Raw genomic sequence first — 22,266 nt, 5'->3', positions numbered from 1 at the left:
GGGGGTGGTGATCTGGCGCGGGGGTGGTGATGTAACGACAAACCCGAGGAAGTAGCTCCCTGATGGTCGGCCTGTTCGAATGTGTGTTGGTGGCGTGCGCGCGCGGTGCGCGACGGGGGTTCGGCGCATGACGCGGCCGAATCGCGAGCGGCCCAACCGGACTCGACGCCCGCGGATCAAGACCCTGCCGCAGTTGATGACCACCGCCGTCGAGGCCAATCCGGCGGGCGCTGCGCTCGTCTTCGCCGATGCGGCGACGACATCGGCGCAGCTGAGCTATGCCGAACTGGATGCTCGGTCGACCCGCTTGGCGCGCTTGCTGATCGAGGCCGGTGTGGGTCCGGAGGATCTGGTCGCGGTCGGCATTCCGCGGTCGGTGGAGTCGGTGGTCGCGGTATGGGCGATCGCCAAGGCCGGTGCCGGATTCGTGCCGGTCGACCCGAACTATCCGGCGGATCGCGTCGCCCGCATGCTGTCGGACTCCGGTGCGGCACTCGGCCTCACCGTGGCCTCGGTCGGCGCGCGGCTACCGGATGGGCCGCGGTGGCTCACCATCGATACCGCGGAGTTCGAGCAGCGGGTCGCGGGGTATTCGGCGGAGCCGGTCACCTACGCGGACCGGATCCGGCAACTGCGTGCCGAACATCCGGCCTATGTCATCTACACCTCCGGATCGACCGGCACACCCAAGGGTGTGGTCGTCACCCAGGCCGGTCTTTCGAATTTCTGCGACGAGCAGCGCGAGCGCTATCGGCTGACAGCCGATTCGCGCACACTGCATTTCGCCTCACCCTCGTTCGACGCGTCGGTGTTGGAATTGCTGCTCGCGCTGAGCCGGGGCGCGACGATGGTGGTCGCCGCGCCGACGGTCTACGGCGGTCCGGAATTGGCCGCACTGCTGCGCCGCGAACGGGTGACCCACGCCTTCATCACCCCGGCCGCGCTCGCCTCACTGCCGCCCGAGGGGCTGGACGAGTTGCGTGTGGTGGTCGCGGGTGGTGAGACCTGCCCGCCGGAGTTGGTACAGCGCTGGGTGGTGCCGATCGCAAGCGGCGCGACCCGGGAATTCTTCAATGGATACGGTCCCACCGAGACCACGATCATGACCAATATCAGTGCGCCGATGGCACCCAGGCAGCCGGTGACCATCGGGGCGCCGATTCGCGGGATCACCGAATATGTGCTGGATGAGGAGCTTGCGCCGGTACCGGGCCGGGTTGTCGGCGAACTCTACATTTCCGGTGCGCAGGTGGCCCGCGGCTATCACGACCAGCCGGGGCTGACGGCCGCCCGGTTCGTGGCCGATCCGTTCGGCGTGCCCGGCGCCCGGCTCTACCGGACCGGCGATCTGGTGCGCTGGACGGCGGATCGGGAGCTGGAATACCTGGGGCGCAACGATTTCCAAGTGAAGATCCGCGGTTTCCGGATCGAACTCGGCGAGATCGATGCGGTGCTGGCCGCGCACGACAGTGTCGGGTTCGTGGTCACCGTCGGACACGAACGCGACAGCGGCGCAACGATTCTGGTGTCATATGTGCGCGCCGCCGACGGCATGTCGGTCGAAACCGCCGAATTGACCGCGCTGGCCGCGCGGAAGCTGCCGGCCCATATGGTGCCGAGCGCCATCATGGAGCTCGATGAGATTCCGCTGACCCCGGTCGGCAAGTTGGATCGGCGGGCGCTGCCCGCACCTCGATTGGATACCAAGACCTTCCGCGCGCCCTCGGGTGCGGTGGAGCCGGTGATCGCGGAGCTTTTCGCCGAGGTCCTGGCACTGGATGTGCCGGTCGGCGCGGATGACGATTTTTTCGCACTCGGTGGCAACTCGCTCATCGGCACGCAGTTGATGGCGCGCCTCGGGGAGGCGCTCGATGCCATGGCGCCGGTGCGCCTGCTTTTCGAGGAACCGACCGTCGCCCGGCTCGCCGCCGCGGTGGCGCAGTACGCGGGGACCGGCGCCCGCCGGGCCTTGCGCGCCGGTCCGCAGCCGGATTCCATTCCGCTGTCGCTGGCCCAGCAGCGGATGTGGTTCCTGAACCGGTTCGATACGGCGTCGGCGGCGTACAACATTCCGATCGCGGTGCGGCTCACCGGTGTGCTCGATGTGGCGGCGCTGCGGGCGGCGGTCGCGGATCTCGTCGCGCGTCACGAGGTGTTGCGGACGGTGTATCCGCAGACCGAAACCGGTCCGGTGCAGCTGATCCTGCCCTCGGAAATAGCGTTACCCGAGCTGACGGTTCGAACGGTGACCGCCGAACAACTCGAATCCGCGGTGCGTGAACTGCTTTCGACCACCTTCGATGTGACCGTCGAAGTGCCGCTGCGGGCCGGGCTCTTCGAGGTCGAGAACGCCGGCACGCCAGCCGAATTCGTACTCGCGCTGGTGGTGCACCACATTGCCGCTGACGGCAGCTCGATCGGGCCGTTGACCCGCGATCTGATGACCGCCTACGCCGCTCGATCGGCGGGTTCGGAGCCGGGCTGGGCGCCGCTGCCGGTGCAGTACGCGGACTACAGCATCTGGCAGCGCGAGCTATTGGGCAGTGAGGACGATCCGGAGTCGCTGGCGGCCGGGCAGATCGCCTATTGGCGCGACGCGCTCGCGGGGCTGCCGGATCAGCTCGAGCTGCCGACGGATCGGCCACGGCCCGCGGCGCAGTCCTTCGCCGGTGGCAAGGTCGCGGTGCACATCGATGCCGAAACCCACCGGTCGCTGGCGGAATTGGCGCGCGCCGAGGGGGCGACGCTGTTCATGGTCGTGCATGCGGCACTGGCGGTACTGCTGGCCCGGTTGTCGAGCACCGATGACATCGCCATCGGCACGCCGGTGGCCGGTCGCGGTGCCGCGGCATTGGACGAGCTGATCGGCATGTTCGTCAACACCCTGGTGTTCCGGACCCGGGTGGATGAGTCCGTGCCGTTCACCGAATTGCTCGCGCGGCAGCGCGAGACCGATCTCGCGGCATTCGCGAATGCGGATGTGCCTTTCGAACGGCTCGTCGAGGTGCTCAATCCGGTGCGCTCCACGGCGCGGCATCCGCTGTTCCAGGTGGGATTGTCGTTCCAGAATCTGGCCGCGACGAATCTGGAGCTACCCGGACTGACCGTCTCGGGTGTGGATTTCGATGCGGCGGTATCGCAGTTCGATCTGCACTGGATCGTCGGCGATCAGTACGACGAGGCCGGTCGACCCGCCGGTATCCGGGGTGCGGTCACCTACGCGCGCGATCTGTTCGATGAGGCGACGGTCGCGGGTTTCGTGGCGCGTTTCGTGCGGATGCTCGGCCAGATCAGCGCCGCGCCGAGTGCGGTCATCGGCGAATGGGAATTGCTCGGCGCCGCGGAGCGGACCGAACTGGTATTCGGCCGGAATGCGACCGACCACGCGGTGGACCCGACGGCGACGCTGGTGTCGCTGTTCGATGCGACCGTCGCCGCGACACCGGGCGCGGTGGCGCTGATGGGTGCCGACGGTGAACCCGTTACCTACGGCGAGTTGGATGCCCGGGCGAACCGTCTTGCCCGGCATCTGATTTCGCGGGGCGTCGGGCCGGAGTCGCGGGTGGCGCTGGCCTTGCGGCGGTCGGTGGATCTGGTCGTCGCGATGTATGCGGTGGCCAAATCCGGTGCCGCGTATGTACCGGTGGATCCGGATCAGGCCGCGGCGCGCACCGACTACATACTGGGCACCGCGGCACCGGTCTGCGTACTGACCAATGCCGAAACGTCCTTCGATACCGCGATCGCACCGGTGGTCCGGCTGGACCGGCTCGACCTCGGCCGGTTGGCCGCGACGCCGATCGAGGACCGCGATCGGATCGCGCCGCTGCACGCGGCCGATACCGCGTACGTGATCTTCACATCGGGCTCGACGGGTCGCCCGAAGGGCGTTGCCGTATCGCATGCGGCGATCGTCAACCAATTGCTGTGGAAGACCAGCGAATTCGCGCTCGGTCCGGGTGATGCGGTGCTGTTGAAGACGGCCGCCACCTTCGATCTGTCGGTATGGGAGTTCTGGTCGGCGGCCGTCTGCGGCGGTCGATTGGTGCTCGCCGCGCCGGACGGACACCGCGACCCCGCCTATCTGAACGACCTGATGGCACGCGAATCGGTGACCACCCTGCACGTCGTGCCATCGATGCTGGACGCGCTGTTGACGGCCGGTCGGCTGCCGTTCACGCTGCGGCGCGTGCTGGTGATCGGTGAGGCGCTGCACGCCGGTCTGGCGCAGCGGTTCCGGGCCGCCTATCCGCAGAAGGAACTGTTCAATCTGTACGGTCCGACCGAGGCGGCGGTATCGGTCACCAGTCATCGGGTGACCGATGCGGACGCGGTGTCGGTGCCGATCGGTGCGCCGGAGTGGAACAGCCGTGTCTACGTGCTGGATTCGCGTCTGCGTCCGGTGCCGGTCGGTGTTCCGGGTGAGTTGTACCTGGCCGGTGCGCAGTTGGCGCGCGGCTACTTCGGACGGGTGGATCTGACGGCGGAGCGGTTCGTGGCGAACCCGTTCCGGCCGGGCGTGCGCATGTACCGCACGGGTGACCTGGTGGCCTGGAATACCGCAGGGGAGTTGGAGTATCGGGGACGCACCGACTTCCAGGTGAAGATCCGCGGGTTCCGGATCGAACTCGGCGAGATCGAGGCGGTGTTGACCGCCATCCCGGCGATCGCGCAGGCGGCGGTCATCGCCGATGCCGATCCGCGCACGGGCGACCGGCTCGTGGCGTATCTGGTTCCCTCGGCGACCGATATCGATGTGGCGCGGGTGCAGTCTGCGCTGAGCGGTGCGCTGCCGTCCTATATGGTGCCCGCCGCCTTGGTGGTCCTGGCCGAGCTTCCGCGCACCGTCAACGGCAAGCTGGATCGAAAGGCATTGCCCGCACCGGAGTTCGAGACGCGAATCTTCCGTGCGCCGTCCACGCCGATCGAGGAGATCGTCGCCGGGGTGTTCGCCGATGTGCTCGGGGTGGATCGCGTCGGGATCGATGACGACTTCTTCGCACTCGGCGGCAATTCGCTGGTCGCCACGCAGGTGGCGGCGCGTGTCGGCGCGGCACTGGATACGCAGGTGCCGGTGCGGATGTTGTTCGAGGCGACCACCGTCGCCGCACTGGCGGTCCGGGTCGAGCAGCGGGTCGGCTCCGGTCGGCGGGCGCCACTGACCGCGGGGCCGCGGCCGCAACCGGTGCCATTGTCACTGGCACAGCAGCGAATGTGGTTCCTGAACCAGTTCGATACCGCATCACCGGCCTACAACGTGCCGGTGGCGGTGCGGCTGTCCGGTGCGCTGGATATTGACGCACTGCGGCTGGCCGTCACCGATGTGGTGGCCCGGCACGAGGTGCTGCGCACCGTGTACCCGGCCCGTGACGGCATCGCCCATCAGGTGATTCTGCCCGTTGGACAGGCGGTCGCCGACCTCACGCCGGAAGATGTCGCGGCGGGTGAGCTGCGGGAGCGGATCGCCGAGCTGGTCGGTACCGGTTTCGATGTGACGTCCGAAGTGCCGGTGCGTGCCGCACTGCTGCGCTGCGATGGCGATCATGTGCTGGTGCTGGTCGCGCATCACATCAGCGCCGATGGCTGGTCGATGGGTCCGCTGACCCGTGATCTGATGCTCGCCTATGTCGCGCGCGGCGGCGGATCGGCTCCCGCGTGGACGCCATTGCCGGTGCAGTACGCCGACTTCGCGATCTGGCAGCGTGCCGTACTCGGTTCGGAATCGGAACCGGATTCCCTTGCCGGACAGCAGGTATCGTACTGGCGGCAGGCGCTCGCGGAGCTACCCGATGAGCTGAACCTGCCCTCGGATCGGATCCGGCCAGCGGTCCGCTCATTCGTCGGTGGGCACTGCGATATCGCGATCGATCCGCAGTTGCACCAAGCGCTGGTCCATCTCGCTCGCGAACAGAACGCCACGTTGTTCATGGTGGTTCACGCCGCTCTCGCGGTATTGCTCGCGCGACTATCGGGCACCGACGATATCGCCATCGGTACGCCGGTCGCCGGACGCGGTGCGGCCGAACTCGATGATGTCATCGGCATGTTCGTCAATACGCTGGTGCTGCGCACCGAGGTGCCGGGTGCGAGGACGTTCGTCGAACTGCTCGCGCACGTCAAGGACGTCGACCTACAGGCATTCGCGCATGCGGATATCCCCTTCGAGCGTTTGGTGGATCTACTCGAGCCGGAGCGCTCGACGTCGCGGCATCCGCTGTTCCAGGTGGCGCTGTCGTTCGAGAATCTGCCGGAGAGTTCCTTCGAGCTACCCGGATTGCGGGTCGCCCCGGTCGATTTCGATATCTCGATCGAGAAATTCGATCTGTCGCTGGTGATTCGCGAGTCGAGTGCTGGCATGGTGGCCGCGTTCTCCTACGCGCGTGACCTTTTCGACGATGCGACGGTGCGAGCATTCGCGGACCGGTTCGTGCGACTGCTGGCGGGGATCGTCGCGAGTGTGGATGTGCCGGTCGGTGAGCTGCCGATGCTCGCCGAATCGGAGGTCGAATCGCTGACCCGGGTGCAGCCCGACGAGGTGATGGCCGGTGGGTTGTTGCCGGATCTGCTGGTGCGTGGATTGCGTCGTGGTGCCGATCGCACGGCCATCCGGTATCAGGGGCGTTCGGTCAGTTACCGCGAGTTGGATGAGTTTTCGTCGCGTTTGGCCCGGGTGTTGATCGAGCGTGGTGTGGGTCCGGAAAGTCTTGTGGCGGTTGCTTTGCCGCGCTCGTATGAGATGGTCGCGGCGGTGTTGGCGGTGTCGAAGGCCGGTGGTGCGCATGTGCCGGTCGATCCGAATTATCCGGTGGATCGGGTGCGGCACATGGTGACCGATTCGGCCGCCGTGGTCGGTCTGACGACTGTCGAATACCTCGGTCAGTTGCCCGATGACGTGCAGTGGCTCGCGCTCGATGACGCCGAGACGGATGCACTGTGTGCCAGCCGATCCGCGGCACCGGTCAGCGATGCCGATCGGATCGCGCCGCTGCGGTTGCATCATCCGGCGTATGTCATCTACACCTCGGGTTCGACGGGTATGCCCAAGGGTGTCACCGTGACCCACGCCGGACTCGGCGGTCTGCTCGACCACGCGGTAGCGCTCTACCAAGTCGAGTCGCGCCATCGCTTCCTACACATCTGCTCGCCGAGCTTCGACCCATCGGTGCTGGAATGGCTGTGTGCCTTCTCGATCGGCGCGACGCTGGTCATCGTGCCGCCGAATGTGCTCGGCGGATCCGAACTCGGCGACCTGCTGCGCACCGAGCAGGTGACGCACGCGATCATCACTCCGGCGGTGTTGGGCACGGTGGATCCGGCCGGGTTGGAGCAGCTCGAGATGCTGTCCGTCGGTGGTGATGTGACTTCTGCGGAGCTGTTGGCGAAGTGGCAGACGGGTCGTCGGTATTACAACGGCTACGGCCCGACCGAAACCACCATCATCTCCTCCTACGCGGAATTGACCGCAGGACACCACATTACGATCGGCAAGCCGGTCAACGGCATGTCCGCCCTCGTACTCGACGCCCGGCTGAATCCGGTTCCGCCCGGTGTGACGGGTGAGCTGTATCTGGCGGGCGGTGCGCTGGCGCGCGGCTACCAGAATCGCGCCGGACTTTCCGCGGAGCGCTTCGTGCCGAATCCGTGGGGCGCGCCGGGCGCACGGATGTATCGCACCGGCGACCTGGTCCGCTGGTACGCGCCGGCCGGTGCTACCGCGGAGCTGGATTACGTGGGCCGCAGCGACTTCCAGGTGAAGGTCCGCGGCTTCCGCGTCGAACTCGGCGAGATCGATGCGGTGCTCGGCGGCCACGAGGATGTCGAATTCGCGGTCACCATCGGCCGCGAGACGGCGGCGGGTGCCACTGCGCTGGTGTCCTATGTGCTCGCGGCGACCGGCCGCACTGTCGATGCGGACGCGCTCACGGAGTACGCGGCGCGCGTGCTGCCATCGCATATGGCGCCGTCCACTGTCGTCGTCCTCGACGAGATCCCGTTGACCGCCAACGGCAAACTGGACCGCGACGCACTGCCCGAGCCGCGGTTGACGGCCACGGTGTCGCGGACACCGTCGGGTCCGCTGGAATCGCGGATCGCCGAGCTGTTCGCCCAGGTCCTGGGCGTACCGCAGGTCGGTGCCGACGATTCCTTCTTCGCCATCGGCGGCGACAGCATCGTCTCGATCCAGCTGGTGGCACGGGCCAAGGCGGCCGGAATCGGCTTCACCCCGCGCGATGTGTTCGAGCAGAAAACCGTTGCCGGGCTGGCCCGGATCGCGGTCCTCGGCTCGGAACCCGCGGCGCCGGTGCTGGCCGAGCTGCCCGGTGGCGGTGTCGGCGAAATCCCGCTCACTCCGGTGCTCGCCGGATTCCTGGCAGCGGGTTCGTTCGACCGATTCGCTCAGACCATGGTGCTCGGGCTGCCGGAGGGTATCGATCGCGCCGGACTGGTCGCCACCCTCACCGCCGTGCTCGACCACCACGACATGCTGCGCGCCCGCATATGGCACAGCGACGGCCGGTGGCACCAGGAGGTGCCCGCACCGGGAACCCTCGACGCATCGGCACTGGTGTCGGAGATGCGCGTGCCCGCCGATTCCGCGCCGCACCGGATCGGCGATGCCGCCGTGGCCGCCGCGTTGGCGGCGCTGGATCCGGCCGCGGGCCGAATGCTCGGATGCACCTGGCTGCGCAGGACGGACGGGCGCGATCTGCTCGTCGTCGCGGCGCACCACTATGTGATCGACGGGGTGTCGTGGCGGATCCTGATCCCGGACCTCATGACCGCGTGGGCGCAGCGCGCCGCCGGGGTGACGGTCGCATTGCCCGCGGTCGGCACCTCGTTCCGGCGCTGGGCACACGGTCTGGTCGAGGCCGCGGGCGCGCCATCGCGGATCGCCGAACTCGACTACTGGCACGACGTGCTGGCCACACCGGATCCCCTGCTCGGCCACCGCGCACTCGACCCCGCCGTCGATACCAATGCGACCGTCCGGCAGCTGACCGTCGAGGTGCCGGTCGAGGTCGCCGACGCGGTACTCACCACGGTGCCCGCGCGGTACCGGGGCGGCGTCAACGATGGTCTGCTCGCGGCACTGGCCATGGCGGTGCGGACCTGGCGAGCCCGACGCGGCATCGACGCTCAGGTCACCAAGGTGCGGCTGGAGGGTCACGGCCGCGAGGAGACCACGGTGCCCGGCGCCGATCTGACGCGCACGATCGGCTGGTTCACCAGCGTGTACCCGGTGGCGCTGGATCTCACCGGAATTGCCGAGGAGACCGCGGCGGTGCTGCGGTCGGTGAAGGAACAACTGCTCGCGGTGCCGGAGCGGGGCATCGGCTTCGGCCTACTGCGCCAACTGAATTCGGCGACCGCCGCGGCGCTGCCCGGTGACCTCGGACAGATCGGCTTCAACTATCTGGGCCGAGTCGGCACCGGCGGCGCGCCGGAGGGACTGACCGATCCGGCCTGGCTCCCGTCCGGCGAACTGGGTGAGCTGGACGGCGGCCAGGATCCCACGCTGCCGGCGAACGCCGTCATCGATATCAACGCGATCGTCGTCGACACCGATGCGGGACCACGGATGGACGTGGTGTTCCAGTACGCGAGCGAAATCCTCGGCGAGGCGGCGGTGCGCGAATTCGCCGACGACTGGCTGGCCGCGCTGACCGCGGTCGCCCGGCACGTGGCGGACCCGTCCGCCGGTGGTCTGACGCCATCGGATGTGCCGCTCGTCCACGCCACCCAGCGCGAACTCGACGTCTGGCGCGCGGACCAGCCGGGCCTTGCCGATGTGCTGTCGCTGTCGCCGCTGCAAACCGGCCTGCTGTTCCTGATGGAAATGCTGGCGGATTCGGCGGACCCCTACGTCATCCAGGTATCGGTCGGGCTCGCGGGCGAATTCGACCTCGAGCGCCTGCACCGTGCCGCCCAGGCGGCACTGGACCGGCATCCGAATCTGCGCAGCGCCTTCACCATCGGCGCGGACGGTAGACCGGTGCAGTTGATCGCCGATGCCGTGCGGGTGCCGTGGCGCGTGGTCAGCGAGGTGCCGGATGCCGATCTGCCGGATCTGCTGGCCGCCGACCAGGCCACCGGATTCGACCCGGCCGTCGCGCCGCTGCTGCGATTCACGGTGCACCGCACCACCTCCGGGGCCACTCAGCTGGTGCTGACCGCGCATCACATTCTGCTCGACGGCTGGTCGATGCCGCTGCTGATGAAGGATCTACTGGTCCTCTACGCGACCAGGGGCGATGCCGCGCAGCTGCCCGCTGCGCGTCCCTATCGCGACTATCTGGCATGGTTGGCGCGCCAGGACGGCGAGACCACACTGCGCGCCTGGGATATCGCGCTGGCGGGCGTCGAGCCGACGCTACTTACTCCCGCGCTGGTGCGACCGGCGTTGCCGGACACTGGTTTCGGCAGGTCGGCGTTCGAGCTGTCAGCGCCGGAAACGGCGGCGCTGACCGCCTTCGCCGCCGCGGCCGAGGTCACCGTCAATACCGTGCTCCAAGCTGCTTGGGGTGTGGTTATCGCCGGGATCACCGACCGTGACGATGTCGTCTTCGGCGTCACCGTATCCGGACGGCCACCGCAGCTCGACGGAGTCGACGAAATGGTCGGCCTCTTCGTCAACACCATCCCGGTGCGGGTCCGATTCGATACGGCGACAACGGTTTCGCGGCTGCTCACCGAGCTACAGGCCGAGCAGGCGGCACTGCTCGAACACCACTATCTCGGATTGGCCGAGGTCCAGGGTGTCGCGGGCGGCAACGAACTGTTCGATTCGCTGGTGGCCTACGAGTCGTATCCGATCGATGCCGACGGCCTGCGGCAGGCGGGCAGCGCCATCGACGGGCTGCTGGTCACCGGGGTGCGTTCGGTCGACTACACGCACTATCCGGTCACGGTGCGGGCCGAACTGGGTGCCGGGCTGCGGGTGGAGGTGCTCTACCGGGGCGATACCGTCGCCGAATCGGCGGCGCGGGCGCTCACCCAGCGGTTGCGCGGCATGCTCGGCGAGTTCGTCGCCGCGCCACAGCGTTCGGTTGTCGCGGTGCGCGATGGCGTCGCCACCGACGTGCTCACCCAGGTTCGATACTGGCGCACCGCGCTGGCGGGTCTGCCGGATGAGCTGACACTGCCGATGGATCGACCGCGATCGGCGGTGCCGTCCGATGCCGGTGCGCGGGTCGGGTTCGAGATCGGCGTGCATCTGCACGACGGGCTGCGTCGACTTGCCGAAACGCACAACACCTCGATATTCGCGGTGGCGCACGCGGCGTTCACGGTGCTGTTGGCGCGGCTGTCCGGCATGGCGGATATCGCGATCGGGACCACGGTGCGCAACGAAACCGCGAGTGCCACTGCTGGCTTCGGCAATATGGTCGTGTTGCGCACCGAATATGACGCCGGCGCGACATTCGACGAGCTGCTCGCTGCGATCGGTCCGGTCGACGCCGCCGCCTTCACCTATGTCGACGTGCCGTTCGACCAACTCGTCGAGGTGCTCGACCCGATCCGGGTACCGAGCAGACATCCGCTGTTCCAGGTCGCGATGGGCCTCCAGGACGACGCCGATCCGATCGCGGTGGATCTGCGCCTCTCGCTCACCGAGCGGGTCGGCCCGCGCGGTGATACGCGGGGTATTCTGGCCGAATTCACCTATGCGACGAATCTGTTCGACGCCGCGACCGCGCAGGGCTTCGCCGATCGATTCGGCCGGATCCTCGCCGCGGTGGTCGCCGATGCCGCGGTGACCGTCGGCGATATCGATCTGCTCGGACCCGATGAACGCGACAGCGTGCTGCGCTGGAATGCCCGCGGCGCGTGGGTACCCGGCGCCACGCTGCCCGAGCTGATCGCCGATCGGGCCCGGCGGCGACCGGATGCGGTGGCGGTCCGCTTCGGCGACACCGCATTGAGTTTCGCGGAGTTGCGGCGGCGGGCGAACCGGGTGGCCAGGGCGCTGATCGCCGCCGGTGCCGGACCGGAATCGCTGGTGGCCGTCGCGGTTTCGCGCACAGAGGAGCTGCCGGTCGCCCTGCTCGGCGTGCTCACTGCCGGTGCGGCCTATCTGCCGATCGATACCACCTATCCGGCGCAGCGCCTGGCCTTCGTGCTGTCCGACGCGGCTCCGGTCTGTGTGCTCACCACCGCGGCGCAGCGCGCCGATGTGCCGGTCGGCGACCAGCCGGTGATCTTGCTCGAAGACACGGCCGAATTCGCCGATGGCCCGATCAGCGATGCCGACCGCATCGCACCACTGCTCCCGGACAATCTGGCCTACGTCATCTACACCTCGGGATCGACCGGTGTGCCGAAGGGCGTCGGTGTCGCGCACCGCAATGTGGTGGAGCTGTGTGCGAATACCCAGCCGCTGTTCGGTTTCGACGAGACCGATGTGTGGACGCTGTTCCACTCCTTCGCCTTCGACTTCTCGGTATGGGAACTGTGGTGCGCACTGGCCACCGGCGGCGCCGTCGTGGTGGTCGACTACGCGACCTCGCGCGCACCGGAGCTGTTCCGCGAGTTGCTGATTCGCGAGCGGGTGACGGTGCTGAACCAGACGCCATCGGCGTTCTACCAGCTCATCGAGGCCGACCGGGCCGCACCCGACACCGAGGGCGATTTCGCGCTGCGACACGTCGTATTCGGCGGTGAGGCACTGGATCTGCGCCAATTGCGGCGCTGGTACGACCGCTACCCCGCGGATGCGCCGCGACTGGTCAATATGTACGGCATCACCGAAACCACGGTGCACGTATCGTTCCTGGCGCTGGACAAGCAGATCGCGGACAACCCGGCCAGCCTGATCGGGCGCGCACTGCCCGGTCTGGACGGCTATGTCCTCGACGAGCGGTTGCATCCGGTGCCGGTCGGTACGCCGGGCGAGATCTATGTGGCCGGGGCCCAGCTGTCCAGGGGATACCTCGGCAGGCCGGGGCTGGCCGCCGCGCGGTTCGTCGCGAATCCGTACGGCCCGCCGGGATCTCGCATGTACCGCACTGGTGACCTCGGGCGCTGGGGCCACTTCGACGAGGTGACCGGACTGGCCTACGCCGGACGCGGTGATCAGCAGGTCCAGTTGCGCGGCTTCCGAATCGAGCTCGGCGAGATCGAATCCGCATTGCTGCGCTGCCAAGGGGTGAGCCAGGCTGTCGTCCTGGTCCGCTCGACCGAACGCCTCGGCGATCAGCTCGTCGGCTATGTGGTGCCCGCCTCCGGCGCCCGCCTCGATCCGGATGAACTGCGCACGCAGGTGGCCGAATTCCTGACCGGCTATATGGTGCCCGCCGCGATCGTGGTGCTCGATGTCATGCCGCTCACACCGAACGGCAAGCTGGATCGGCGCGCGCTGCCCGATCCGGCATTCGAGGCACGCCGGTACCGCGCGCCCGCGACTGCGATCGAGGAAACCGTCGCCGCCGCCTTCGGGCAGGTGCTCGAGCTCGATCGATTCGGTATGGACGACAACTTCTTCGAACGCGGCGGCAATTCGCTGATCGCCACCAAGCTCACCGCGCGGCTGAGTGCGGTACTCGGCGAGAAGATTCCGGTGATGCGGGTGTTCACCGCGCCGACGCCGGGCGAATTCGTCGCGGAAATGGCGCGCCGGGCCAGCGGTCAGGTCGAGGGCGAGGCGGCCTTCGATGTGGTGCTGCCGCTGCGGGCCAGCGGTTCGGCCGATCCGCTGTTCTGCATCCATCCGGTATCCGGTATCGCGTGGTCGTTCGCGGGTCTGGCCGCCTCACTCGACCCGGAGCGTCCGATCTACGGCGTGCAGGCGCCGACGCTGGCCGCGGCGGCGGTCCTGCCGGACACGATCGAGGAGTGGGCGCGCATCTATGTCGATGCGATCCGCTCGGTCCAGCCGCAGGGGCCGTATCACCTGATCGGCTGGTCGATGGGCGGTGTCTTCGCGCACGAGATCGCGGTCCAGCTGCAGCGCGCGGGACAGCAGGTGGCCACACTCGCGGTAATGGACAGTTATATGGCCGATCCGCCCGACGAGCGCGCCCAGGGCGCGGGCTCGCCGGTGCCGGTGGCCGAGCTGATCGGCGGACTGCTCGGTGAACAGGCCGGTGACCTCGGCTTCGACACCGATGTGGACTGGGATGCGCTGGCCGAACGACTGGTCGAGCTGCCGGAGCCGTTCGCTTCCTTCGGCTCCGACCGATTCACCCGGGTGCTGGATACCGCCGTACATTCGGTGGTCCTGCGCAATGACTATCGTCCGGCGCGCTTCCACGGCGATGTCATCTACTTCACCGCGGCGCTCGACGACGTCACCGGTTCGATCGGTGCGTCGATCTGGGCCGAGGTGGTGGACGGCGCGGTGGACAATCGCGCGGTGCCGACCACGCACTGGCGGATGACGGCCGCCGCCGGTCTCGCCGAAATCGGCAGGGTATTGACCGCGGTATGGCGCGAACGGACGGTCACTACTGGGCCCGGAGAGCCGTGTCGAATGTGAGCAACTTCACTGATGCCCGGATGTTTCGCAACATCGTCCACGCGAGTCCGATACACATCTGTCACGTCTGCGCCCATGCGGCGCAGGCGAGACCGTGCATGCTGCAGGCTTATATGATGGCTCGGACTGCGCTGGCCCGGTGCAATATGCCCTCGAAGGAGGGCGGGGCAGGTCCTAGCTCGACGCGAGAGGTAAATGCACTCGAATGGAAACTGCCCGCCGTTCCGCCCGTGGTAGTCGTCGCCGCAGGTCGGGCAGCCCGCTCTTCGCGCAGCTGCTCACCGCTGCAGTGGAGTCCGCGGCGACCTCGGTCGCGCTCCGGTTCAATCCGACCGGCGATCCGGCCGATCAGCGTGAACTCACCTACCGCGAACTCGACGCCGCCTCCTCGCGGGTGGCGCGCGAGCTGATCGAGCGCGGGATCGGCGCGGGCGACTTCGTCGCGATGGGCATTACCCGTTCGGTGGAATCGATCGTCGCGCTCTGGGCGATCGCGAAGACGGGCGCGGCCTATGTGCCGGTCGATCCGAACTATCCGCCCGAGCGGATCGAGCACATCGTGACCGATTCGGGCGCCGAATTCGGCCTGACCACCAAGGCGCATCGGGCCAAGCTCGGCACCTCGACCTATTGGATCGAACTGGACGATCCGGTGGTATCCGAGCGGATCGCCGCCCGGCCGGACCACCCGGTCTCCTATGCGGACCGGGTGCGTGTGGTGAACGAACAGCACCCCGCCTATGTCATCTACACCTCGGGTTCCACCGGTAAGCCGAAGGGCGTCGCGGTCACCCACACCGGCCTGGCCGGTCTGGCGGCGGTCGGTGAGCAGTATCTGATCGACGCGGATGCGCGTGTGTCACATCTGAGCTCGCCCAGCTTCGACTTCTCGATGATGGAGACACTGTTCACCTTTTCGGTGGGTGCGACGCTGGTCATCGCGCCGCCGACGGTATTCGGCGGTGTCGAACTCGCCGATCTGCTACGCCGCGAACAGGTCAGCCATCTGCTGATCACGCCGGGTGCGCTGGAATCGCTGGATACCGACGATCTCGATGAGCTGCAGGTCGTGGTGGCCGGTGGCGACCGACTCGGCGCGGATCTGGTGGCGCGCTGGGGCGATCACGGCCGGTCCATGTTCAACGCGTACGGGCCGAGCGAGGCGACCGTCATGGTCACCAGCACCGCGGCGCTGGTGCCGGGCGAGCCCGTCACCGTCGGTTCCGCCATTTCGGGCGTCGGCGCGTTCATTCTCGATGCGCGCTTGCGTCCGGTGCCCGCGGGTGTCGTCGGTGAGCTCTATGTCTCGGGTGCGGTGCTCGCGCAGGGCTATCTCGGCCGCCCGGAACTGACCGCGGAACGTTTCGTGGCCAGTCCCTTCGGCACCGAGGCCGACAACCCGGGTGCGCGCCTGTACCGCACCGGAGATCTGGTGCGGCGCACCGAGGCCGGCGTGCTGGAGTATCTGGGCCGCTCCGATTTCCAGGTCAAGATTCGCGGCCTGCGTATCGAACTCGGCGAGATCGACAATGTGCTCACCGCGCATCCGGATGTCGACTTCGCGGCCACCCTCGGCAAGACCCTGCCCTCGGGCACGACCGCGCTGGTGTCCTATGTGCTGCCGCGTGCCGATGCCACCATCGATACCGGTGCGCTGTCCGCCCATATCGGGGAATCGTTGCCCGACTACATGATTCCGTCCGCCATCATGGTGCTGGACGAGATTCCGCTGACCCCGGTCGGCAAGGTGGACCGGGCGGCGCTGCCCGAACCGGTCTTCGCGGCGCGGCAGTTCCGCGCGCCCTCGACACCGGTCGAGGAGATCGTTGCCGAGGTGTTCGCGGCCCTGCTGCTCGGTGGTGCGCAGGATGCGCGCGTCGGCGCGGATGACGATTTCTTCGAACTCGGCGGCAATTCGCTGCTGGCCGCGCAGGCGGCCGCGCGCATCGGTTTCGCACTCGACGTGCGGGTGCCGGTGCAGGTGATCTTCGAGGCGTCCACGGTATCGGTGCTGGCCGAACGGGTTGAGCAGCACGCGGGTTCGGCCAGCGGCCGGGCGCTGACCGCGCAGACCCGCCCCGACCGGATTCCGCTGTCCTATGCACAGCAGCGGATGTGGTTCCTGAACCGCTTCGATAGTGCGAGCGCAGTCAACAACATTCCGCTCGCGGTGCGGCTGTCCGGGCGACTGGATATCGACGCGCTACGCGCCGCGGCGCGCGATCTGGCCGAGCGGCACGAGGTGCTGCGCACCATCTACCCGGAGATCGACGGCGAGGGCTTCCAGGTCGTGCTGCCCGCGGGCGATGCGCGCGCGGTGCCGGAACTCGCGGTGACCACCGCTGCCACACTGGAACTTTCGGATCTGATCATCGCCGAGGTACTTGCCGGATTCGATGTGACGACCACGCCGCCGGTGCGGCTGCGGCTGTTCCAACTCGATGAATCCGAATACGTGCTGGTATGCGTGGTGCACCACATCGCAGCGGACGGTTTCTCGCTCGGTCCGCTGGCCCGCGATCTGATGTCGGCCTATTCCGATCGGGTGCGCGGCGCACGGCCGGAGTGGCCGCCGCTCGCGGTGCAATACGCCGACTACACCGTCTGGCAGCGCGAAACACTGGGCAGCGAGGACGATCCGGAATCGGTCTTCGCCCAGCAGATCGCCTTCTGGCGCAACGAATTGGCCGCGCTGCCGGAACAATTGGATCTGCCCGCGGATCGGCCGCGTCCGGCCACCGCGTCCAACCAGGGCGCCGTCATCGCCTTCGAGGTCGGCCCTGATGTCCACGAGCGACTGAATCACCTTGCGCACGAACACAATTCGACGCTCTTCATGGTCGTGCACGCGGCGCTCGCGGTGCTGCTCGCCCGGCTGTCGGGCACCCGCGATATCGCGGTGGGCACCCCGGTGGCCGGTCGCGGCGAGGCGGCGCTGGACGATCTGATCGGCATGTTCGTCAACACCCTGGTGTTGCGGACCGAGATCGATCCCGCCATGACCTTCGACGAGCTGCTGCGCACCGTGCGCAAGACCGACGTCGCGGCCTTCGGACATGCCGATGTGCCGTTCGAGCGGCTGGTCGAGCTGCTGGATCCGGTGCGCTCGGCGGCGCGGCATCCGCTGTTCCAGGTGATGCTGGTGTTCCAGAACCTGGCGCGCACCGAACTGGAGCTGCCGGGGCTGACCGTCTCGAGCGTGGATCACGCGGTATCGCTGGCCAAGTTCGATCTGCAGCTGGAGATCGCGGAAAACGTCGACCAGCAGGGGATGTCGGCGACCTTCACTTACGCCACCGATCTGTTCGATGCCGCGACCGTGCAGGACTTCGCCGAGCGCTTCCTGCGCGTACTGTCCGCGGTGGCGGCCGATTCCGACGCGGTGCTCGGCGATATCGATCTGCTCGCCCCCGGCGAGCGCGAGCTGGTCCTGCACGAATGGAATTCGGACGGGGCGACGGTACCCGAGGTGACCCTGGTCGACCTCATCCAGGAGCAGGCGCGCCGCCGTCCGGATGCGATCGCGGTCCGATTCGGCGATACTGCACTGAGTTTCGGTGAACTGCAGCGGCGTGCGAACCGGGTGGCGCGGGCGCTGATGGCGCGCGGTGCCGGTCCGGAATCGCTGGTGGCCGTTGCCGTCGGGCGGACCGAACAGCTGCCCATCGCGCTGCTCGGTGTGCTCACCGCCGGTGCCGGATACCTGCCGATCGACACCACCTACCCGGCGCAGCGGCTCGAGTTCATGCTCACCGACGCCCAGCCGACCTGTGTGCTGACCACCGCCGATCTGATGGCCGATTTGCCGGCGACGGAGCTGCCGGTCGTGCTGCTGGAGGACACCGCGGGCTTCGGCGAATCGTCGATCACCGATATCGAGCGCACGGCCCGTCTGCGTCCGGACAACCTGGCCTACGTCATCTACACCTCGGGCTCCACCGGTGTTCCGAAGGGCGTCGGCGTGGCCCACCGCAATGTGGTGGAGCTGTTCGCCAATACCCAGCTGATGTTCGAATTCGACGAGACCGATGTGTGGACGCTGTTCCACTCCTTCGCCTTCGACTTCTCGGTATGGGAACTGTGGTGTGCGCTCGCCAATGGCGGCACCGTCGTGGTGGTCGACTATCTGACCTCGCGCTCCCCGGAACAGTTCCGCGAGTTGCTGCTTCGCGAACAGGTCACGGTGCTGAATCAGACGCCATCGGCGTTCTATCAGCTCGCCGAGGCCGACCGCGCCTCGCACGCGGGCGATCAGGGCAAATTCGCACTGCGCTATGTCGTATTCGGCGGTGAGGCACTGGATCTGCGCCAGCTGCGGCGCTGGTACGAGCGGCACGCCTACAACGCGCCCTGGCTGGTCAATATGTACGGCATCACCGAAACCACGGTGCACGTATCGTTCCTGGCGCTGGATGAGCAGCTCGCCGAGAATCCGGCCAGTGCCATCGGTCGCGCGCTGCCCGGCCTGGAGAGCTATGTGCTCGACGATCGCCTGCATCCGGCACCGGTCGGGGTGGCCGGCGAAATCTATGTCAGCGGTGCGCAGCTGTCCCGCGGCTACCTCGGTCGGCCCGGACTCGCCGCGACCCGCTTCGTGGCCAATCCGTTCGGGGCGCCGGGCTCGCGCATGTACCGCACCGGCGACCTCGGCCGCTGGGCCGGTTTCGGTGGTCAGGCGAATCTCGAATACGCCGGTCGCAGCGACCAGCAGGTGCAGTTGCGCGGCTTCCGCATCGAACTCGGTGAGATCGAGGCGGCGCTACTCGCCCAGCCCGGGGTCAGTCAGTCCGTCGTGCTGGTGCGCTCCGACGAGCACGCCGGTGACCGGCTGGTCGGATATGTGGTGGCCGAGGCCGATTCGCCATTGGACGACACCGAACTGCGTGCCGCCGTCGCCGAATTCCTCACCAGCTACATGGTTCCCGACGCGATCGTCGTACTGGACGGATTGCCGCTGACCCCCAACGGCAAACTGGACCGAAAGGCGCTGCCCGCACCGGAATTCGTCAGCGGTGTCACCTACCGCGCCCCGCAGACGCCCATCGAACAGGCCGTTGCCAGCGTGTTCGGCGGACTGCTCGGTGTGCGCGAGGTCGGCCTCGACGACGACTTCTTCGGCCTCGGCGGCAACTCGCTGCTGGCCACCAGGGCGGTCAGCCGGATCAATGAGGCGCTGGACGCGAATGTCTCGGTGCGCGAACTCTTCGAGGCCTCGACCGTCGCGGCGCTGGCCGCCCGGATCGTGCCCGGTTCGTCGAACGGTTCTCGTGCGCCGCTGGTTTCGTCGGCGCGCCCCGAGCGGGTGCCGCTGTCGCTGGCCCAGCAGCGCATGTGGGTGCTCAACCAGTTCGATACCCGCTCGGCGGCCTACAACATCCCGCTGGCCATCGGCCTGCAGGGTGCGCTCGATGTGGAGGCGCTGCGCGATGCGGTCGCCGATGTGCTGGAACGGCACGAGGCGCTGCGCACCCGCTACCCGGCGACGGGTCCGGGTGGACTGCCCTACCAGCAGGTCCTGCCGGTCGCCGAGGCATGGCCGGGCGGGCTCACGGTCGAGTCGACCACCGAACCCATCGTGCGCATCACCGAGCTGATGTCGACCGGATTCGATGTGACCGAAGAGGTTCCGGTGCGCGGCGCGCTGCTGCGCGGCGAGACCGAGAACCGTTACCTGCTGGCGATGGTGGTGCACCACATTTCCGCCGACGGCGCCTCGATGGCCCCGCTGGCCCGCGATCTGATGCTCGCCTACGCCGCGCGCTGTGCGGGCAATGTCCCGACCTGGACGCCGCTCGAGGTGCAGTACGCCGACTTCGCGATCTGGCAGCGCGAGGTCATCGGCAGCGATGACGACGAGAATTCGGTGGCCGCCCAGCAATTGGCCTACTGGCGCGAACAGCTGGCCGGACATTCCGGCGCGCTGGAGCTGCCGCTGGACCGGCCGCGCCCCGCGGTGCCGTCCATGCGCGGCGCGTCGACCGGTTTCACACTCTCGCCGGAGGTTCACGCCGGGCTGATCCGCATTGCCCGCGAACACAATTCATCGCTGTTCATGGTCGTGCACGCCGTGCTCGCGGTGCTGCTCGCGCGGTTGTCGGGCAGTTCCGATATTACGATCGGCACCCCGATCGCCGGCCGCGGCGAGCGCGCGCTCGACGATCTGGTCGGTATGTTCGTCAACACCCTGGCGCTACGCACCGCGACCGAATCGGCGACCACCTTCGACGCCCTCGTCGAACATGTTCGCGAAACCGATCTTTCGGCCTTCGGCAATGCCGATATCCCGTTCGAGCGGGTGGTCGAGGTGGTGCTGCCGAACCGCGCGACCTCGCACAATCCGCTGTTCCAGGTGGTGCTGTCGTTCGACAATATCGAGCCGCCGAGGCTGGAACTGCCCGGTCTCACGGTCGCGGCCCTGGATACCGGCGCGGTCGCGGCGAAGTTCGATCTGCAGCTGACCATCGAGCCGCGCCATCGCGAGGACGGCGCACCCGGTGAGCTCGTCGCGGTATTCAATTACGCGACAGATCTTTTCGACGAACCGACGGTGCAGGCCTTCGGGCGCAGGCTGACCCGCATCTGCGCCGCGGTGGTGGCCGATCCACAGGTCAGCGTCGGCGATATCGATATCCTCGATGCGGCCGAGCGCGATCGCAGCGCGACCGTACCGGATACCGCGCTGGAGCAGGCCACCGACGGTGTCCCGGTCACCAGCGGTGCGGCGCTGACCCAGGCGCTGGCCGCCGCGGTGGAGGACGATCCGGACGGACCCGCGGTGGTCTTCGGGGAGGACGCCGTGTCCTTCCAGGAGCTCGACGCCAGGTCCTCGCGACTGGCGCGGGTGCTGATCGGCCGTGGCTGCGGGCCGCGCACCGGTGTCGCGATCCGGCTCGATCGGAGCGTGGACGCCGTGGTCGCCACCTGGGCGGTGCTCAAGGCCGGTGCCGCGCTGGCCCCGGTGACCGCATTCGACACACCACCCCTGGCGAGTGCGCGCAGCGCGGCACTGCCCGACGGGCTGGAGATCAAGGTCGGCCTGACCATCGGCCGCGCTCCCGCCGATACCGGCGGCATCGACTGGCTCGCCCTCGACGATCCGGCCGTACTCGGTGCGATCGCCGCCGAATCGCCGCGACCGGTGACCTATGCGAACCGGACCCAGGCGCTGCGCGGTGAGGATCCGGCCTTTGTCGCCGGGGTGGCGTTGTCCTACAACGACATCGCCCTGGCGACCAAGCGACTGCGGGCACGCACCGAGCTGACCTTCGAGTCACGGCTGTTCCGGCACGGCCGCGCGGATTCCGCGGCGGCACTGCTGGAAGTCGTCGCGGCCGGTGAGAACGGTGCGTCGGTGGTGGTGACGGCGGGCGGTGAGCTGGACAACGTAACGCTGTCGGCATTGTTGGCCGACGAATGGGTGACGCATCTGTTCCTCGATCGTTCCGGTCTGGGTACCGTCGATGTGACGGGGCTGGAGGATCTGCACGCCGTGGTGCTGGACGACGGCGCGCCCGCGCCGGAATTCGGCGCCGTCGCGGCCGTTGTCGAAGTCGATGCGTTGCTGGGCGTCCAGAGGCCGGGCGACCCGAGTTGATCTTCCATCCGGAAGATCCATCGGCCTGTGCGTGCACAGGCCGGCACCGGCGGCGACCGGTCTGCGAAGTGACGATGGGCGAGGTGAGGAAAGTTCCTATGGTTGGGGTGCCGGGACAACGGGTGCTTGGACAGGATCGGGCGCGGCAGCGTCACGATCTGATGCGGTCGGCGTCGTATGCCGCGACCCGCGAGCA

2 protein-coding genes are annotated in these 22,266 nt (G+C 67.9%); both read left to right on the top strand.

Translation table 11 applies throughout. The features are described 5' to 3' along the window. The first annotated feature begins 79 nt into the window (after positions 1-79). Positions 80-14,476 carry an amino acid adenylation domain-containing protein gene (locus ACQP2D_RS39685; protein ID WP_433681022.1) on the top strand — a complete coding sequence of 4,799 codons (14,397 nt, stop codon included), beginning with the start codon at positions 80-82 and terminating at the stop codon, positions 14,474-14,476. A gap of 205 nt (positions 14,477-14,681) precedes the next feature. Further along, entirely contained in the window at positions 14,682-22,070 is a 7,389-nt protein-coding gene (locus tag ACQP2D_RS39680) for an amino acid adenylation domain-containing protein (RefSeq protein ID WP_433681021.1), read from the top strand. The last annotated feature ends 196 nt before the right edge of the window (positions 22,071-22,266 follow it).

It is taken from the genome of Nocardia sp. CA-119907 (assembly GCF_050955995.1).
Taxonomy (GTDB): domain Bacteria; phylum Actinomycetota; class Actinomycetes; order Mycobacteriales; family Mycobacteriaceae; genus Nocardia.
Note: the sequence above shows the minus strand (reverse complement) of the source record. Positions and strands in the feature narration are given on the sequence as shown.

Excerpts from the sequence above, each read along its gene's own strand:
- ACQP2D_RS39685 (WP_433681022.1), top strand. The coding sequence starts at position 80 with ATGTGTGTTGGTGGCGTGCGCGCGCGGTGCGCGACGGGGGTTCGGCGC.
- ACQP2D_RS39680 (WP_433681021.1), top strand. The coding sequence starts at position 14,682 with ATGGAAACTGCCCGCCGTTCCGCCCGTGGTAGTCGTCGCCGCAGGTCG.